Raw genomic sequence first — 13,890 nt, 5'->3', positions numbered from 1 at the left:
GAGGGCAGAAGGCAGAGGGCAGAAGGCAGAGGGCAGAGGGCGGAGGGCGGAGGGCAGAAGGCAGAAATGGAAAGGTAACAGGGGAGGTTGATACGTTGACACGTTGATAGGGATCCCCTCCTGGGAGGGGCGGGGGTGGGTTTGTGGGAGTGAGAAGGCATCCGTATGTTTTGACTATCAATTGTTTGCGAAATAGAAACGACTTCAAAAAAGTTATAATTAATTATAAGTCAGGTGTTTATAATGTCATCCATGTGTGATCCATGTGTCAACCATGTGTGTTTCATTGGAGAGGCAACATATTTGACACATGGAGCACACATGGATGAGGCCAGGTTCACGCATCGTTCAGGTGTTGAAAATTAAAAAGTGGGGGTGGGGGTGAACCGGATGGAGACTTGCCGTGTTGATAATATGTATTCGGACCTGGAATGCCGCCCCCGGCTTCGCCTGGACCTGACTGGAAATCGGAAAACTGGCCACGGGAAGAGCCCCAAATCGGGAAATTGGTCCCCTGAAACGGAGGAAAAAGCGGGTTTTTTCTACTTTTTTGGCCTTTCGGGCAAAAATAATTGAGAATTCTTTTGCTCAGTACTTAACAACCCCTACCTTTGCATCCCCATTGGAAAAATTGGGTTTTGCAATATGTCTCAGCGAATCAGAATAAAATTACAGTCTTACGATCACAATCTGGTGGACAAATCTGCCGAGAAAATCGTAAAAACCGTGCGCAGCACAGGTGCTGTGGTAACAGGTCCTATTCCTTTACCTACACGTAAAAAGATATTCACCGTATTGCGTTCACCCCACGTGAATAAGAAAAGTCGTGAGCAGTTCCAGTTGTGCACACACAAGCGGTTATTAGATATTTATACTTCTAGCAGCCGTACAGTAGATGCGCTGAGTAAGTTAGACTTACCCAGTGGTGTTGAAGTAGAGATCAAAGCTTGATAGCATTGTACGAACCCTGTCAGGGTTCTAAAAATCCTGACAGGGTTTTTTCATAAAGTTCTTTCAATCCCATCTGTAAACTTTGTTCATAACGGGACAGATAAAACAGCGCTGGGTGAGCTAATTGGGAGTAGGAGGGTAATTGCCTGAATACGCCTAAACAGATTAGATTAATAACTTTTTAAAATATGAACTAGCCCTTCGAGGTTAGTTTACTACTGGTACTTCCAAAATGATTCAGCGGGTTAAACCCGGAATTATTAAAACGGAAAAGGTCGGTAGCAAACGGAGATTGAAGTTGCTCATGGTTGTGCCTTCCCGATCCCATCGGGAAAGTGTAGTAAGAACTCCTCAGTTCTACAATCATAGACGCAATTGTCTCTTTAACCACGAGGGCACAAACCGAACAACGATGAAAGGAATCATTGGTAAAAAGATCGGGATGACCAGCATCTTCAGTCAGGATGGCAAGCAAACTGCCTGCACCATCATTGAAGCAGGTCCCTGTATTGTGACCCAGGTAAAAACTACCGAAACAGACGGATACAACGCTATCCAGATAGCTTACGGTGACAAGAATGAAAAGCACACTATCGCTGCTGAAAAGAATCACTTCGCTAAGGCCAATACAGCCGCAAAGAAATTTGTTAAAGAATTCCGCAATTATTTTACTGAAAAGAGTTTAGGTGATGCTATCACTGTTGACATTTTCGCTGAAGGCGAAAAAGTTGACGTTGTAGGTACTACCAAGGGTAAAGGTTTTCAGGGTGTTGTTAAACGTCACGGATTTAGTGGTGTGGGCGAACAAAGCCACGGCCAACACGACCGTCAACGTGCTCCGGGTTCAATTGGTAACTCATCGGATGCCTCTCGCGTATTCAAAGGTATGCGTATGGCCGGCCGTATGGGTCAGGACCGCGTGAAAGTAAAGAGCCTGAAGATCCTGAAAGTATTCCCTGACAAGAACTACATCCTGGTTAACGGATCAGTTCCTGGCCACAATGGTGCGATAGTATACATTCAAAAATAATTTTGTTATTGCAGATTTATCCTGACGCAGTTGGGAGGTAATCTTAAATATAAAGTACGATGCAAGTAGATGTTTTAAGTATAAAGGGTGCAAAAACCGGTCGTTCTGTTGATTTAGCCGATGATATCTTCGGAGCAGAGCCGAACAACCACGTGGTTTACCTGGCTGTAAAGCAATATTTAGCTGCACAACGTCAAGGTACGCACAAAGTGAAAACCCGTTTGGAAGTTAAAGGTTCCAGCAAAAAATTGCACCGTCAGAAGGGTACTGGTGGTAGCCGTAAAGGTAACATTCGTAACCCGTTGTTTAAAGGTGGTGGTACCATTTTTGGACCTAAGCCCCGCGATTACGATTTCAAACTGAACCGTAAAGTAAAAGACCTCGCTAAAATCAGCGCGCTGTCTTTTAAAGCGAAAGAAAACGCTATCGTGGTGGTTGAAGACATCAACCTGGCTACTCCTAAAACAAAGCAGTTTGTTGAGATCATGACTGCCCTGAAGATCGACAATAAAAAAGCATTGGTGATTTTACCTGAGTATAACGAGAACCTGCAGAAGAGTGTTCGTAACATTCCAAATGCATTGGGTATTCAGTTCGCTGATATCAATACATACGATATCGTGAATGCCGATGTATTGTTGTTTACTGAAACCACTGCAAAATTGTTCAGTGAAGAAGGTGTAGAAGCGTAATTCATCAAATTTTCAAAAACGTTATTATGAAACTCGCAGAAGTATTAATAAAACCAATCGTTACCGAAAAAAGCAACAAGCTGTCTGATGCTAAAAGAACTTTTGCTTTTCGTGTAAACCGCAAAGCGAACAAACTGGAAATTAAAAAAGCAGTTGAAAGCTTTTACGGTGTAAACGTAACAGAGGTAAATACGGTGGTGGTGCCTGGAAAAGCAAAGAACCGGTTCACTAAATCGGGCTTTATTTCCGGTGTAAAGCCAGCTTACAAAAAAGCGTATGTAAAAGTAGCAGAGGGAGAGACCATCGACCTGTACGCTAACATCTAATCCTGACCGTTAGCGTTAGGATAAAGAATGGCGAGTCAATCGCCGCAAAGAATTGACAAAAGATTTTATAACGATATTATAAGAAGAAAACATGGCACTGAAAAAATACAAACCGATTACAGCCGGTACGCGTTGGAGAATCGGAAATGCGTACGCTGAAATCACAACTAACGAGCCTGAAAAAACGCTGGTTGAAAAAATTAGCAAAACAGGTGGTCGTAATGCTCAGGGTAGAAGATCTATGCGTTATATCGGTGGCGGTAACAAGAAGATGTTCCGTATCATCGACTTCAAACGTAACAAAAAGAACATCGAAGGCACTGTAGCCTCTATTGAATACGATCCAAACCGTACAGCGTTTATTGCTTTGATCAATTACAAAGACGGTGAAAAAAGATATATCCTGGCACCCCAGGGCTTACAGGTTGGCGGCACTATTGTTAGTGGCGACGCGGTAGCTCCTGAAGTTGGTAATGCTCTTCAAATGAAGAACATGCCACTGGGTACCAACATTCACAACATTGAAATGCAGCCTGGTCAGGGTGGTAAGCTGGTACGCAGTGCCGGTACATCAGCTCAACTGGCCAACAAAGAAGAGAAATACGCTGTATTGAAAATGCCTTCTGGCGAATTGAGAAAGATCCTCATCAACTGCTACGCTACTGTAGGTGTAGTAAGTAACGGTGACCACAACCTGGAAATGATGGGTAAAGCTGGTCGTAACCGTTGGAGAGGTATCCGTCCTCGCAACCGTGGTGTAGCGATGAACCCTGTAGATCACCCAATGGGTGGTGGTGAAGGTAAATCTTCAGGTGGTCACCCACGCTCCAGAACCGGTAAATACGCCAAAGGTCTGAAGACCCGTCAAAGAGGTAAAGGAAGCGACAAGTTGATCATTCAACGTAAGAACGGTAAAAAATTAGCCAAGTAATTGTTGAGTATCAAATTTTCAAACTAACAGAATCAAATCTTAGATATGGCTCGTTCAATTAAAAAAGGTCCTTACGTAGCCTCCAATTTGGAGAATAAAGTACTGGGTATTAATGATGGCAAAGCGAAGAAAGGTGTGATCAAAACCTGGAGCCGTCGTTCTACCATTACTCCGGATTTTGTAGGCCACACTTTTGCTGTGCACAATGGCAACAAATTCATACCAGTATATGTAACCGAGTTCATGGTTGGTCATAAGCTGGGCGAGTTTGCACCTACACGCCAGTTCAAAGGACACTCTAGTAAAAAAGTTGGTTAATAATTTCAAATTTCCGGGTTGAAGGACCCGGGATCAGAAATCAGAAATAATAAAAATGGAAGCTGTAGCAAAACTTAGAAACTATCCCACATCACCCCGCAGAATGCGTTTGCTGGCTGATGAAATACGTGGTGTTGACGTGGAAAAAGCATTAGCGTTGCTGGAATTTCATCCTCAACACTCTGCCACCCCGCTGCTTAAATTATTAAAGAGCGCCATTAATAACTGGGAGCAAAAGAACGAAGGACAAAGCGCTGCTGATGCCGGTTTAAAAGTGAAAACGATCTTTGTTGACGGCGCCCGTACTTTGAAGAGAATGTTGCCCGCACCGCAAGGCCGTGCTTATCGCCTTCGCAAGCGTAGCAACCACGTAACTATAATCGTTGATGTTAAATAATTAGCTCAAATTTTCAAATTATAATAAATGGGTCAGAAAACGAATCCTATTGGTGCCAGGTTGGGGATTATCCGCGGTTGGGAATCTAACTGGTATGGTAACAAAAAAGATTTTTCTACCAAGTTGATCGAGGATAACAAGATCAGAACTTACTTGAATGCCCGTATCAATAAAGGTGGTATCTCTAAAATAGTTATTGAGCGCACGCTGAATAAACTGATTGTTACCATTCACACTTCAAAGCCTGGTATTATCATAGGTAAAGGTGGGAATGAGGTTGATCGCATTAAAGAAGAGTTGAAGAAATTGACTGGTAAAGAAGATGTGCAGATCAACATTCTTGAAATTCGTCGCCCCGAGTTGGACGCTATGATCGTAGGTGATACCATCGCCCGTCAGATCGAAAACCGTATCAACTACAAACGCGCCATTAAAATGGCTATCGCTTCTGCACTGCGCATGGGTGCTGAAGGTATCAAAATAAAAATCAGCGGTCGTTTGGGTGGTGCTGAAATTGCCCGTACCGAAGAAATCAAACAGGGTCGTACCCCATTGCATACCCTGCGTATGGATATCGACTATGCTAACGTATTCGCGTTAACTGTTTATGGTAAAATCGGTATCAAAGTATGGATCTGTAAAGGTGAAGTACTGGGTAAAAGAGATCTGAACCCGAACCTCGTTGGTGGTAAGAGCGATGTGAACGACAGAAGAGACAGAAGAGAAGGTGAAGGTGGTGAAAACCGCGGTCATCGTGGTGGTGGTGACAGAAGAGGTGGTGGCGACAGAAGACATCACGGTGGTGGTGGAGATCGCAGAGGTGGTGACAGAAACAGACAACAAGACTAATTTGAAAGGCAACCTTCAAATTAACCAATTTTCAAATTTTCAAATTTTAGATAAATGTTACAGCCAAAAAGGACGAAACACCGGAAAGCGCAGAAGGGCCGTATCCGCGAAGTAGCAAAGCGTGGTACTACCATCGCATTTGGTTCTTTCGCTTTAAAATCCCAGGAAGCTATCTGGTTAACAAATCGTCAGATCGAAGCTGCCCGCCAGGCTTTGACCCGCGCTATGAAGCGTGAAGGTAATGTTTGGATCCGCATATTTCCTGACAAACCAATTACCCGCAAGCCACTTGAAGTACGTATGGGTAAAGGTAAAGGTAACCCTGAATTCTGGGCTGCAGTAGTGGAACCAGGTCGTATCATCTTCGAATGTGATGGTGTTACTGAACAGGTAGCAAAAGAGGCACTGGAACTGGCGGCACAAAAACTGCCAATCAAAACCAAGTTCATCGTAAGACGCGACTATAGTGCATAATAGGCTGGATCCCTGCTAAAGTCGGGATGCGCTAATTATCAATTTTCAAATAAAGAATAATGTCAAAGAAAATAGATTTCAATAAGAGCGTGAAGGAAATGAGTGCGGATGATCTGAAAGCCCGTATTCAGGAAGATGAACTGCGCTTGAAAAAGCTGGAGTTCGCTCATGCAATTTCTCCTCTGGAGAACCCAATGAGCATCCGTGACCTGCGCAGAGATGTGGCTCGTTTAAAAACAGAATTAAGAAACAAGGAACTGGCAAAATAATGTGCTAATTAGCCAATGTGCTAATACGCTAGTTGGTTTAAATTATCACATTAGCTAATTACCAAATTATCAAATTTATTATAATGCTCGATAGAAATTTGCGTAAAACGAGAATCGGGGTTGTTACCAGCAACAGAATGGAAAAAACCGTTACTGTTTCTGTTGAAAGAAGAGTAAAACACCCTATTTATGGTAAGTTCGTAAAAAAGACTACCAAATTCCATGCTCATGACGAAAAAAATGAGTGCACTATAGGCGATACTGTACGTATCATGGAAACCCGCCCCCTGAGCAAAACTAAACGGTGGAGACTGGTAGAAGTTGTAGAAAAGGCGAAGTAATAAGCTGTTGGCTGTAAGCGGTTAGCTGTAAGCCAACGACGATTTCAAATAAATTTTTAATCATCGCTGGTGGTCCCGATAATGTAGGGGCTAAAGGCTGAGAGCTAAAAGCTAAAACAATGATTCAGCAAGAGTCTAGATTAAATGTAGCTGATAACAGTGGCGCCAAGGAAGTACTGTGTATCCGTGTACTGGGAAACAGCGGCCAGGATTACGCCAAAATAGGCGATAAAATTGTAGTAACCGTAAAGGATGCTATTCCTGCCGGTGGTATTAAAAAAGGTACAGTTGTCAAAGCGGTAATTGTTCGCACCAAGAATAAATTACGCCGCAAAGACGGATCTTATATCCGTTTTGATGACAATGCAGTAGTGTTGTTGAATCAGTCTGATGAGCCTCGCGGTACCCGTATCTTCGGACCAGTTGCCAGAGAGTTGCGTGATAAAGGTTACATGAAGATCATTTCTTTGGCACCTGAAGTACTTTAAGAGTAAAACGCCAAAGGCTGCGTTGAATGCCTTTGGACAATAATATAACTTGTAAACAGCGTTGCGTTTTCCTTAACTGGTATCCGTTTCGCGTTAAGCTTAAATAAAATGAGCAACAGATTCAAACCTAAGTTTAATATTAAAAAAGGCGACACCGTAGTAGTTATTGCCGGTGATGATAAAGACGCTAAAAAGCCCCGCAAAGTTTTGGAAGTATTTCCAGAAAAAAGCCGTGTGCTGGTTGAAGGCGTTAACATCGTTACCCGCCATACCAAACCTTCGGCTCGTAACACCCGTGGCGGTATCGTAAAGAAAGAAGCTGCTATTCACATTTCCAATGTGATGTTGTGGGATGCCAAAGCCGGTTCTGGTGTAAAAATAAAACGCAGCCGTGAGAACGGTAAACTGGTGCGTATTTCTAAAGAAACTGGTGAAGCAATTAAATAATTCGATTATCAATTGTGTTATGCTGAGTGCCCCGCGCATGAAACATACACGCTAAGCTAAATAAGATGTCTACAACAAAATATACTCCCAGGCTGGCAGATAAGTACAAAAAAGAAGTTGTACCTGCTTTAATGAAACGTTTTAGTTATGGTACGGTGATGCAGTGCCCCAAATTGGAGAAGATCTGTATCAACCGTGGTGTGAACGGTGCCGTTTCTGATAAAAAGCTCGTGGATGTAGCTATTGAAGAGCTGACAAACATTTCTGGTCAGAAAGCAATTCCGACAATGTCTAAAAAAGACATTTCAAACTTTAAATTGCGTAAGAACATGCCTATCGGTGCCCGCGTAACTTTACGTGGTACCAAAATGTATGAGTTCCTCGACAGGCTGATCGCTACTTCATTACCCCGTGTACGTGACTTCAAAGGGATCAATGAAAAAGCATTTGATGGCCGTGGCAACTATACTTTAGGCGTTACCGAGCAGATCATTTTCCCTGAGATCGACATCGACAAGGTGAACAAGATCACCGGTATGGATATTACGTTTGTAACTACTGCCCAAACCAATGAAGAAGCGTATGAGCTGTTGAAAGAGTTGGGCATGCCGTTCAAAGGAGCTAAAAAAGATTAAGAAACATCCCGATAACCATCGGGATTCATCTATACATTTAGAAATCTCAAAACGTAAAATAAATTATGGCTAAAGAGTCAGTTAAAGCCAGACAAAGGAAAAGAGAACGTATGGTAGCGCAACATGCTGAAAAGCGTGCTGCCCTGAAAGCTGCCGGTGATTGGAAAGCGCTGGATGAATTGCCGAAGAATTCTTCTACAGTTCGTCTGAAAAACCGTTGCCAGATAACCGGTCGTCCCAAAGGATACATCCGTTACTTTGGTTTAAGTCGTGTTACGTTCCGTGAAATGGCGTTGAATGGCAAAATCCCGGGTGTAAGAAAAGCATCCTGGTAAGGCAAATCCCGATACTATCGGGAAAGCCTCACAAGACATGAGAGCAAGCCTGTAATCAGGAACTACTCTTGAATAAAATTGTAAAACTGAATTAACTTAAAATACACATGGTTACTGATCCCATAGCAGATTACCTGACAAGAGTTCGTAATGCACAGATGGCTGGACACCGGATTGTTGAGATCCCGGCTTCTAATCTGAAAAAACGTATTACTGAAATATTGTACGATCAGGGATACATTCTGAAATACAAATTTGAGGATGATAACAAACAAGGTCTTATCAAAATAGCCTTGAAGTACGATCCTCAAAGTAAAGAGCCTGCTATCAAATCTCTGGAAAGAGTTAGCCGTCCTGGTCTGCGTCAGTACGCCAGCCCTGCTGAATTCAAAAGAGTAAAAAATGGTCTGGGTGTTGCTATCGTGAGCACTTCTCATGGTGTAATGACCGACAAACAAGCCAAAAGCCAGAACGTTGGCGGCGAAGTTCTTTGCTACATCTACTAATACCCAACCCCAAAGGGGGAAGTTCCTTAATACATTAAGCTCTTAACCTATAGGAGCTGACCGGTTAGGCGAACGGGATTTATATAACAAACTTTAAATTATTAAGTTATGTCACGTATAGGTAAGAAGCCTGTAACAGTTGCAAACGGTGTAAACATCACTGTAAGTTCAGAAAATGTAATCACTGTTAAAGGTCCTAAAGGCGAATTGAAACAAGAAATCGATCGCGATATCAAAGTAACAGTTGAAAACGGTGAAGTATTATTCACCCGCCCAACAGACCAGATCCGTCACCGTGCTATGCACGGTTTGTACCGCGCACTGGTTGCCAACATGGTAAAAGGTGTTACTGAGGGTTACACAAAGAAACTGGAATTAGTGGGTGTGGGTTATAAAGCAAGCAATCAGGGTAACATGCTCGACTTGTCGCTCGGTTACTCTCACAATATTTTGTTCGAAATTCCCAAAGAATTGAAAGTAGCTACCCAACAGGAAAAAGGGGAGAACCCCAAAATTACCCTGGAAGGTATTGACAAACAATTACTGGGACAGGTTGCCGCTAAATTACGCAGCTTACGTAAACCTGAGCCATACAAAGGAAAAGGTGTTAAATACGTTGGCGAAGTTATTCGTCGTAAAGCTGGTAAAGCAGCCGGTAAATAATCAATGGGTTAATGTGCTAATGAGGCAACTCATTAGCACATTGGCCAATTTTCAAATTCTCAAATTAGCTCTCCGGCAGTATCGGGGAACACAAAATAAAAGCAATGAATACCAAATTAGAACAAAGGCAGAAGATCCGCTACCGCATCCGTAAAAAGGTTGCCGGTACTGCCGAGAAACCAAGACTGGCTATTTTTCGCAGCAACAGCGACATCTACGCTCAGCTGATCGATGACACCAAGGGGTTTACTCTGGCTGCTGCCTCTTCACGTGATAAGGATATCAGTGCGCAGAAAGGAACCAAAGTTGAAAAAAGCAAACTGGTTGGCCAGGCTGTTGCCCGTAAAGCAAAAGAGCTGGGTCTTTCAAAGATCGTTTTCGACCGCGGTGGTAACCTGTACCATGGCCGTGTAAAAGCGGTTGCTGAAGGTGCACGTGAAGGCGGATTAGAATTTTAAGACAATTCACATTTTACAATTCCGATAATTTCAAATAGAAATAATGGCAAAAGTTAATTTAAACAGGGTTAAAGCCGGTGATATCGAACTGAAAGAGAAGGTGGTGGCTATTAACCGCGTGGTAAAAACAACCAAAGGTGGTCGCGCTTTCAGTTTCTCTGCCCTGGTGGTGGTAGGTAACGGAAATGGTGTTGTAGGTCATGGTCTGGGAAAAGCTAAAGAAGTACAGGAAGCAATTACCAAAGGTATCGAAGACGCCAAAAAGAACCTGATTAAAGTGCCTATCATGCACGGAACTATTCCCCACGACCAATGGGCGAAAGAAGGTGCTGCCAAAGTATTGATCAAACCAGCCGCTCATGGTACTGGTGTGATCGCCGGAGGTAGTATGCGTGCTGTGCTGGAAAGCGCCGGTATCACCGACGTTCTGGCAAAATCACTGGGTTCTGCTAACCCGCACAACGTGGTAAAAGCTACTTTCAAATCATTAGCTTTATTGCGTGAGCCGGTTACTGTTGCCCGTCAACGTAAACTGAACCTGAAGAAAGTATTTAACGGATAATTCACCCCCGATCCGCCAGTTGGCGGAGAGGAGAGCAGGGGATCCGCTATAAAAATAATTTTCAACTAAAAATCTTCCTTTGCCGGTTGGCAGAGATTGGGGTTATGAAAAAGATTAAAATCACTTTAGTAAAAAGTCCTATTGACAGACCCGAGCGTCAGAAACTGACTTTACAGGCTTTGGGTTTGAATAAGACAAATGCTTCGAAAGAAGTAGAAGCTACTCCTCAAATTTTGGGCATGGTTCGAAAAGTAACCCACCTGATTACTGTTGAAGAGCTGGCATAAAAACACTTATTAGCCAAAATTTCTAATAAAAAGCAGTCATTTCTAAAAGATTTGATTGCTTTTGATGTTAGTAAATCATTATTTTCGCGGCGTTTTGTAGCGAATTATTACATTTTTAAAAATGCGAGGGGCGATTCCCCGTAAGTAAAAATCAATTACAATGAAATTACATGAATTAAGGCCTGCCAAAGGCGCAACGCACAGAGAAAAACGTTTAGGTCGTGGTGAAGCTTCCGGTAAAGGTGGAACTTCTACGAAAGGTAACAAAGGTGGTCAGAGCCGTGCTGGTTACCAACGTAAAAATGCGCACGAAGGTGGTCAGATGCCCATTCAGCGTCGTTTGCCAAAACGTGGTTTCAAGAACCCATTCCGTGTTGAATATAAAGTGTTTAACCTGGGTCAAATCGATCATCTGATAGAAAAATATGAACTGACAGAAATCTCTCACGAATCATTAAGAGAGTGGGGTCTGGCAGGTCAAACAGATAAAATAAAAATATTAGGTAACGGTGAACTGAAGAGCAAGGTAGCTTTCAAAGTAAGCGCAATTAGCGAAAAAGCTAAACAGGCGGTAGAAGCAGCTGGCGGTTCAGTGGAAATTGTAAAGTAATTTTGTGTAACTTGCATAGACGCATTCAACCAATGCGTCTTTTTTCTTTGAGGGAAATCTAAAAATCTTGGTAAATCCGTGAAAAAGTTTATACAAACACTTAAGAATATCTGGGGCATTGACGAACTGAGGAGTAAAATTCTGGTGACCATTGTCCTGATAGCCGTTTACCGTTTAGGAACTCACATTGTTCTGCCCGGTATCGACCCCGACAAAATCACCGTTAATCAGGCTGGTGGCGGTATCCTTGGACTGATCGATGCCTTTGCCGGCGGCGCCTTTCACCAGGCTTCCATTCTGGCATTAGGTATCATGCCGTACATCTCCGCATCAATTTTCATTCAATTGATGACCATCCTGTATCCTCCTTTTCAGAAATTGCAAAAGGAAGGCGACAGCGGTCGTAAAAAGATTAACCAATACACCCGTTACCTCACCGTACTGGTAACCATTTTGCAAGCCAGCGCCTACGTAGCATTCCTGAATACTACCAACGCCCAGGCTATGATCGAGTCTTATAAACCTTTCTTCTGGGTTTCTACCACCGTCATCCTTACTGCAGGTACTCTGTTTGTAATGTGGCTGGGTGAAAAGATCACCGATAAAGGTTTAGGAAACGGTAGCTCAGTGATTATCATGGTGGGTATCCTTGCCCGCTTCCCTCAATCACTGTGGCAAGAATGGAGCGCCCGCTCAAACAGAGGCGGTGGCGGTCTGTTGATCTTCGTAATTGAAGTAGCTATCCTGGTTGCTATTATCATGGGCCTGATCATCCTGATCCAGGGTGTTCGTAAAGTGCCTGTTCAATATGCCAAGCAAATTGTAGGTAACCGCCAGTTTGGTGGCGCCCGCCAGTTCCTGCCTTTAAAGGTGAACAGCGCCGGTGTAATGCCTATCATCTTTGCCCAGGCCATCATGTTCCTGCCAACCCTGTTGAGCAATTTCGATTCAACAAAAGGTCTGGCTGCCGTGTTTGGTAATCATAGCAACTTCTGGTATATGATCATCTATGCAGTGATGGTAATTGGTTTTACCTTCCTGTATACCGCATTGATCTTTAACCCGAAACAAATTGCCGACGACCTGAAACGTAATAACGGATTTATCCCCGGTGTAAAACCCGGTCAGCCTACAGCCGATTACATCGGTGCTGTAATGGATAAGATCACCTTCCCGGGTGCAGTATTGCTTGCCCTGGTTGGTATATTACCAGGTTTCGCTCAAAGAATGAGCGTACAACAATCGTTCTCTTCTTTCTTTGGAGGTACATCCCTGCTGATCATGGTAGGTGTAATTCTGGATACCCTTCAGCAGATAGAAACCCAATTGCTGATGCGTCAGTACGATGGCTTGATGAAGAGTGGAAGAATTCAGGGCCGCCAACAGGTAACTCCGGCTTCTTCTATCTGATAAAATATTTCTCAGCAACAAAAACCTGACAGCTTATGTTAATAGTTGTCAGGTTTTGTTTTAATATAAATTAGTGAAATGATCTATTATAAAACGGAAGCAGAAATTGCATTGATGCGGGAAAGCGCTTTACTGGTAAGTAAAACACTGGCCCATATTGCCGGCATCCTAAAACCGGGCATCACTACACTTTCTTTGGATAAAGTAATTGGGGAGTTTATTCGGGATCACCAGGCGGAACCAACTTTTCTTAATTATAAAGGTTATCCATTCAACTCTTGTATTTCGGTAAACGATGTAGTGGTGCATGGATTCCCCGGTACTGGTGAATTGAAAGAAGGGGATATTATATCTGTTGATATTGGCACTTATAAAAACGGTTACCATGGTGACCATGCCTATACATTTGCAATTGGCGACCCCGGTGACGAGGTGATGAAGCTGATAAAGATCACCAAAGAATCCTTATATAAGGGCATTGAAAAAGCTGTAGCCGGCAATCGCATTGGCGACATCGCTTACGCCATTCAGGAACATACCGAAAAAAAGCATGGGTATGGGGTTGTGCGTGAACTGGTAGGGCATGGCCTGGGAAGGTCACTGCACGAAGATCCGCAGGTGCCTAACTATGGCCGTAAAGGTACAGGCCCGGTATTGCGCGAAGGACTGGTGCTGGCCATTGAGCCTATGATCAACATGGGTAAGAAAGATGTGTATACCGAAGAAGATGGCTGGACGGTGCGGACGATTGATCACAAACCCTCTGTTCACTTTGAACATGATGTATGTGTGCGGAAAGGAAAAGCTGATATCCTGAGTGATTACAGCATTATTGAAGCGGTGGAGAAAACCAATCCCAATTTACATACCAAGGATTAGGAATAAGTGAGTGACACAATAAAAAGACTGGT

The 13,890-nt window shown here is 43.3% G+C and carries 23 protein-coding genes; all 23 read left to right on the top strand.

Annotated elements, in window-relative coordinates; genetic code table 11:
* The first annotated feature begins 645 nt into the window (after positions 1-645).
* The 23 genes from rpsJ to map all read left to right on the top strand — a co-directional run bounded on the left by rpsJ (position 646) and on the right by map (position 13,858).
* Positions 646-951, top strand: coding sequence for a 30S ribosomal protein S10 (gene rpsJ / locus BMX95_RS30980; RefSeq protein WP_014220852.1), 306 nt, complete (start codon positions 646-648; stop codon positions 949-951).
* 412 nt (positions 952-1,363) lie between these two features.
* The gene (rplC, locus tag BMX95_RS30975; RefSeq protein ID WP_081198354.1) at positions 1,364-1,981 is read left to right on the top strand and encodes a 50S ribosomal protein L3; all 618 of its coding nucleotides are present in this window, start codon (positions 1,364-1,366) and stop codon (positions 1,979-1,981) included.
* A 59-nt stretch (positions 1,982-2,040) separates the two neighbouring features.
* Positions 2,041-2,673: a 50S ribosomal protein L4 gene (gene rplD, locus BMX95_RS30970; RefSeq protein WP_081198355.1), complete on the top strand. Its 633-nt coding sequence runs from the start codon at positions 2,041-2,043 to the stop codon at positions 2,671-2,673.
* A gap of 26 nt (positions 2,674-2,699) precedes the next feature.
* Positions 2,700-2,999 (top strand): 50S ribosomal protein L23, encoded by a 300-nt coding sequence (rplW, locus tag BMX95_RS30965; RefSeq protein ID WP_081198356.1) that lies wholly within the window; start codon positions 2,700-2,702, stop codon positions 2,997-2,999.
* A 91-nt stretch (positions 3,000-3,090) separates the two neighbouring features.
* On the top strand, positions 3,091-3,930 hold the full coding sequence (rplB, locus tag BMX95_RS30960; protein WP_081198357.1) for a 50S ribosomal protein L2: 840 nt from the start codon (positions 3,091-3,093) through the stop codon (positions 3,928-3,930).
* 45 nt (positions 3,931-3,975) lie between these two features.
* Positions 3,976-4,248 (top strand): 30S ribosomal protein S19, encoded by a 273-nt coding sequence (rpsS, locus tag BMX95_RS30955; RefSeq protein WP_081198358.1) that lies wholly within the window; start codon positions 3,976-3,978, stop codon positions 4,246-4,248.
* Between the two features lie 55 nt (positions 4,249-4,303).
* On the top strand, positions 4,304-4,645 hold the full coding sequence (gene rplV / locus BMX95_RS30950; protein WP_014220846.1) for a 50S ribosomal protein L22: 342 nt from the start codon (positions 4,304-4,306) through the stop codon (positions 4,643-4,645).
* Between the two features lie 27 nt (positions 4,646-4,672).
* Positions 4,673-5,494 (top strand): 30S ribosomal protein S3, encoded by an 822-nt coding sequence (rpsC, locus tag BMX95_RS30945; protein ID WP_081198359.1) that lies wholly within the window; start codon positions 4,673-4,675, stop codon positions 5,492-5,494.
* A 54-nt stretch (positions 5,495-5,548) separates the two neighbouring features.
* Positions 5,549-5,968, top strand: coding sequence for a 50S ribosomal protein L16 (rplP, locus tag BMX95_RS30940; RefSeq protein WP_081198360.1), 420 nt, complete (start codon positions 5,549-5,551; stop codon positions 5,966-5,968).
* Positions 5,969-6,027: 59 nt separating this feature from the next.
* The gene (rpmC, locus tag BMX95_RS30935) at positions 6,028-6,237 is read left to right on the top strand and encodes a 50S ribosomal protein L29 (protein WP_014220843.1); all 210 of its coding nucleotides are present in this window, start codon (positions 6,028-6,030) and stop codon (positions 6,235-6,237) included.
* A gap of 83 nt (positions 6,238-6,320) precedes the next feature.
* Positions 6,321-6,578: a 30S ribosomal protein S17 gene (gene rpsQ / locus BMX95_RS30930; RefSeq protein ID WP_081198361.1), complete on the top strand. Its 258-nt coding sequence runs from the start codon at positions 6,321-6,323 to the stop codon at positions 6,576-6,578.
* Positions 6,579-6,697: 119 nt separating this feature from the next.
* Positions 6,698-7,066, top strand: coding sequence for a 50S ribosomal protein L14 (gene rplN / locus BMX95_RS30925; protein WP_081198362.1), 369 nt, complete (start codon positions 6,698-6,700; stop codon positions 7,064-7,066).
* Between the two features lie 108 nt (positions 7,067-7,174).
* Complete coding sequence (rplX, locus tag BMX95_RS30920; protein WP_081198363.1) at positions 7,175-7,513, top strand: 50S ribosomal protein L24; 339 nt, start codon at positions 7,175-7,177, stop codon at positions 7,511-7,513.
* Positions 7,514-7,578: 65 nt separating this feature from the next.
* Complete coding sequence (rplE, locus tag BMX95_RS30915) at positions 7,579-8,148, top strand: 50S ribosomal protein L5 (protein ID WP_081198364.1); 570 nt, start codon at positions 7,579-7,581, stop codon at positions 8,146-8,148.
* A gap of 65 nt (positions 8,149-8,213) precedes the next feature.
* Positions 8,214-8,483 carry a 30S ribosomal protein S14 gene (gene rpsN, locus BMX95_RS30910; protein WP_081198365.1) on the top strand — a complete coding sequence of 90 codons (270 nt, stop codon included), beginning with the start codon at positions 8,214-8,216 and terminating at the stop codon, positions 8,481-8,483.
* Between the two features lie 107 nt (positions 8,484-8,590).
* Positions 8,591-8,989: a 30S ribosomal protein S8 gene (gene rpsH, locus BMX95_RS30905; protein WP_081198366.1), complete on the top strand. Its 399-nt coding sequence runs from the start codon at positions 8,591-8,593 to the stop codon at positions 8,987-8,989.
* Positions 8,990-9,097: 108 nt separating this feature from the next.
* A complete protein-coding gene (rplF, locus tag BMX95_RS30900; protein ID WP_081198367.1) occupies positions 9,098-9,652 on the top strand; it encodes a 50S ribosomal protein L6 in 555 nt (184 codons plus the stop codon).
* Positions 9,653-9,756: 104 nt separating this feature from the next.
* Complete coding sequence (rplR, locus tag BMX95_RS30895) at positions 9,757-10,110, top strand: 50S ribosomal protein L18 (protein ID WP_081198368.1); 354 nt, start codon at positions 9,757-9,759, stop codon at positions 10,108-10,110.
* A 43-nt stretch (positions 10,111-10,153) separates the two neighbouring features.
* Positions 10,154-10,672 (top strand): 30S ribosomal protein S5, encoded by a 519-nt coding sequence (rpsE, locus tag BMX95_RS30890; RefSeq protein ID WP_014220834.1) that lies wholly within the window; start codon positions 10,154-10,156, stop codon positions 10,670-10,672.
* Between the two features lie 104 nt (positions 10,673-10,776).
* On the top strand, positions 10,777-10,959 hold the full coding sequence (gene rpmD / locus BMX95_RS30885; protein ID WP_081198369.1) for a 50S ribosomal protein L30: 183 nt from the start codon (positions 10,777-10,779) through the stop codon (positions 10,957-10,959).
* Between the two features lie 160 nt (positions 10,960-11,119).
* Positions 11,120-11,569, top strand: coding sequence for a 50S ribosomal protein L15 (rplO, locus tag BMX95_RS30880; RefSeq protein WP_081198370.1), 450 nt, complete (start codon positions 11,120-11,122; stop codon positions 11,567-11,569).
* Between the two features lie 78 nt (positions 11,570-11,647).
* Positions 11,648-12,979 (top strand): preprotein translocase subunit SecY, encoded by a 1,332-nt coding sequence (gene secY / locus BMX95_RS30875; protein ID WP_081198371.1) that lies wholly within the window; start codon positions 11,648-11,650, stop codon positions 12,977-12,979.
* Between the two features lie 78 nt (positions 12,980-13,057).
* Complete coding sequence (map, locus tag BMX95_RS30870) at positions 13,058-13,858, top strand: type I methionyl aminopeptidase (protein ID WP_081198372.1); 801 nt, start codon at positions 13,058-13,060, stop codon at positions 13,856-13,858.
* Positions 13,859-13,890: the final 32 nt, after the last annotated feature.

Origin of the sequence: Niastella yeongjuensis (assembly GCF_900110245.1) — a bacterium.
GTDB classification, from domain to species: domain Bacteria; phylum Bacteroidota; class Bacteroidia; order Chitinophagales; family Chitinophagaceae; genus Niastella; species Niastella yeongjuensis.
This window is presented reverse-complemented; position numbering and strand designations above follow the sequence as displayed.

Coding starts and splice junctions, on each gene's coding strand:
- rpsC (WP_081198359.1), top strand. CDS start 4,673: ATGGGTCAGAAAACGAATCCTATTGGTGCCAGGTTGGGGATTATCCGC.
- rpsH (WP_081198366.1), top strand. CDS start 8,591: ATGGTTACTGATCCCATAGCAGATTACCTGACAAGAGTTCGTAATGCA.
- rpmD (WP_081198369.1), top strand. CDS start 10,777: ATGAAAAAGATTAAAATCACTTTAGTAAAAAGTCCTATTGACAGACCC.
- rplD (WP_081198355.1), top strand. CDS start 2,041: ATGCAAGTAGATGTTTTAAGTATAAAGGGTGCAAAAACCGGTCGTTCT.
- rpsS (WP_081198358.1), top strand. CDS start 3,976: ATGGCTCGTTCAATTAAAAAAGGTCCTTACGTAGCCTCCAATTTGGAG.
- rplX (WP_081198363.1), top strand. CDS start 7,175: ATGAGCAACAGATTCAAACCTAAGTTTAATATTAAAAAAGGCGACACC.
- rpmC (WP_014220843.1), top strand. CDS start 6,028: ATGTCAAAGAAAATAGATTTCAATAAGAGCGTGAAGGAAATGAGTGCG.
- rplW (WP_081198356.1), top strand. CDS start 2,700: ATGAAACTCGCAGAAGTATTAATAAAACCAATCGTTACCGAAAAAAGC.
- rpsN (WP_081198365.1), top strand. CDS start 8,214: ATGGCTAAAGAGTCAGTTAAAGCCAGACAAAGGAAAAGAGAACGTATG.
- rplC (WP_081198354.1), top strand. CDS start 1,364: ATGAAAGGAATCATTGGTAAAAAGATCGGGATGACCAGCATCTTCAGT.
- rplE (WP_081198364.1), top strand. CDS start 7,579: ATGTCTACAACAAAATATACTCCCAGGCTGGCAGATAAGTACAAAAAA.
- rpsJ (WP_014220852.1), top strand. CDS start 646: ATGTCTCAGCGAATCAGAATAAAATTACAGTCTTACGATCACAATCTG.
- rplR (WP_081198368.1), top strand. CDS start 9,757: ATGAATACCAAATTAGAACAAAGGCAGAAGATCCGCTACCGCATCCGT.
- rplP (WP_081198360.1), top strand. CDS start 5,549: ATGTTACAGCCAAAAAGGACGAAACACCGGAAAGCGCAGAAGGGCCGT.
- rplN (WP_081198362.1), top strand. CDS start 6,698: ATGATTCAGCAAGAGTCTAGATTAAATGTAGCTGATAACAGTGGCGCC.
- rplV (WP_014220846.1), top strand. CDS start 4,304: ATGGAAGCTGTAGCAAAACTTAGAAACTATCCCACATCACCCCGCAGA.
- rplB (WP_081198357.1), top strand. CDS start 3,091: ATGGCACTGAAAAAATACAAACCGATTACAGCCGGTACGCGTTGGAGA.
- rplO (WP_081198370.1), top strand. CDS start 11,120: ATGAAATTACATGAATTAAGGCCTGCCAAAGGCGCAACGCACAGAGAA.
- rplF (WP_081198367.1), top strand. CDS start 9,098: ATGTCACGTATAGGTAAGAAGCCTGTAACAGTTGCAAACGGTGTAAAC.
- rpsQ (WP_081198361.1), top strand. CDS start 6,321: ATGCTCGATAGAAATTTGCGTAAAACGAGAATCGGGGTTGTTACCAGC.
- map (WP_081198372.1), top strand. CDS start 13,058: ATGATCTATTATAAAACGGAAGCAGAAATTGCATTGATGCGGGAAAGC.
- rpsE (WP_014220834.1), top strand. CDS start 10,154: ATGGCAAAAGTTAATTTAAACAGGGTTAAAGCCGGTGATATCGAACTG.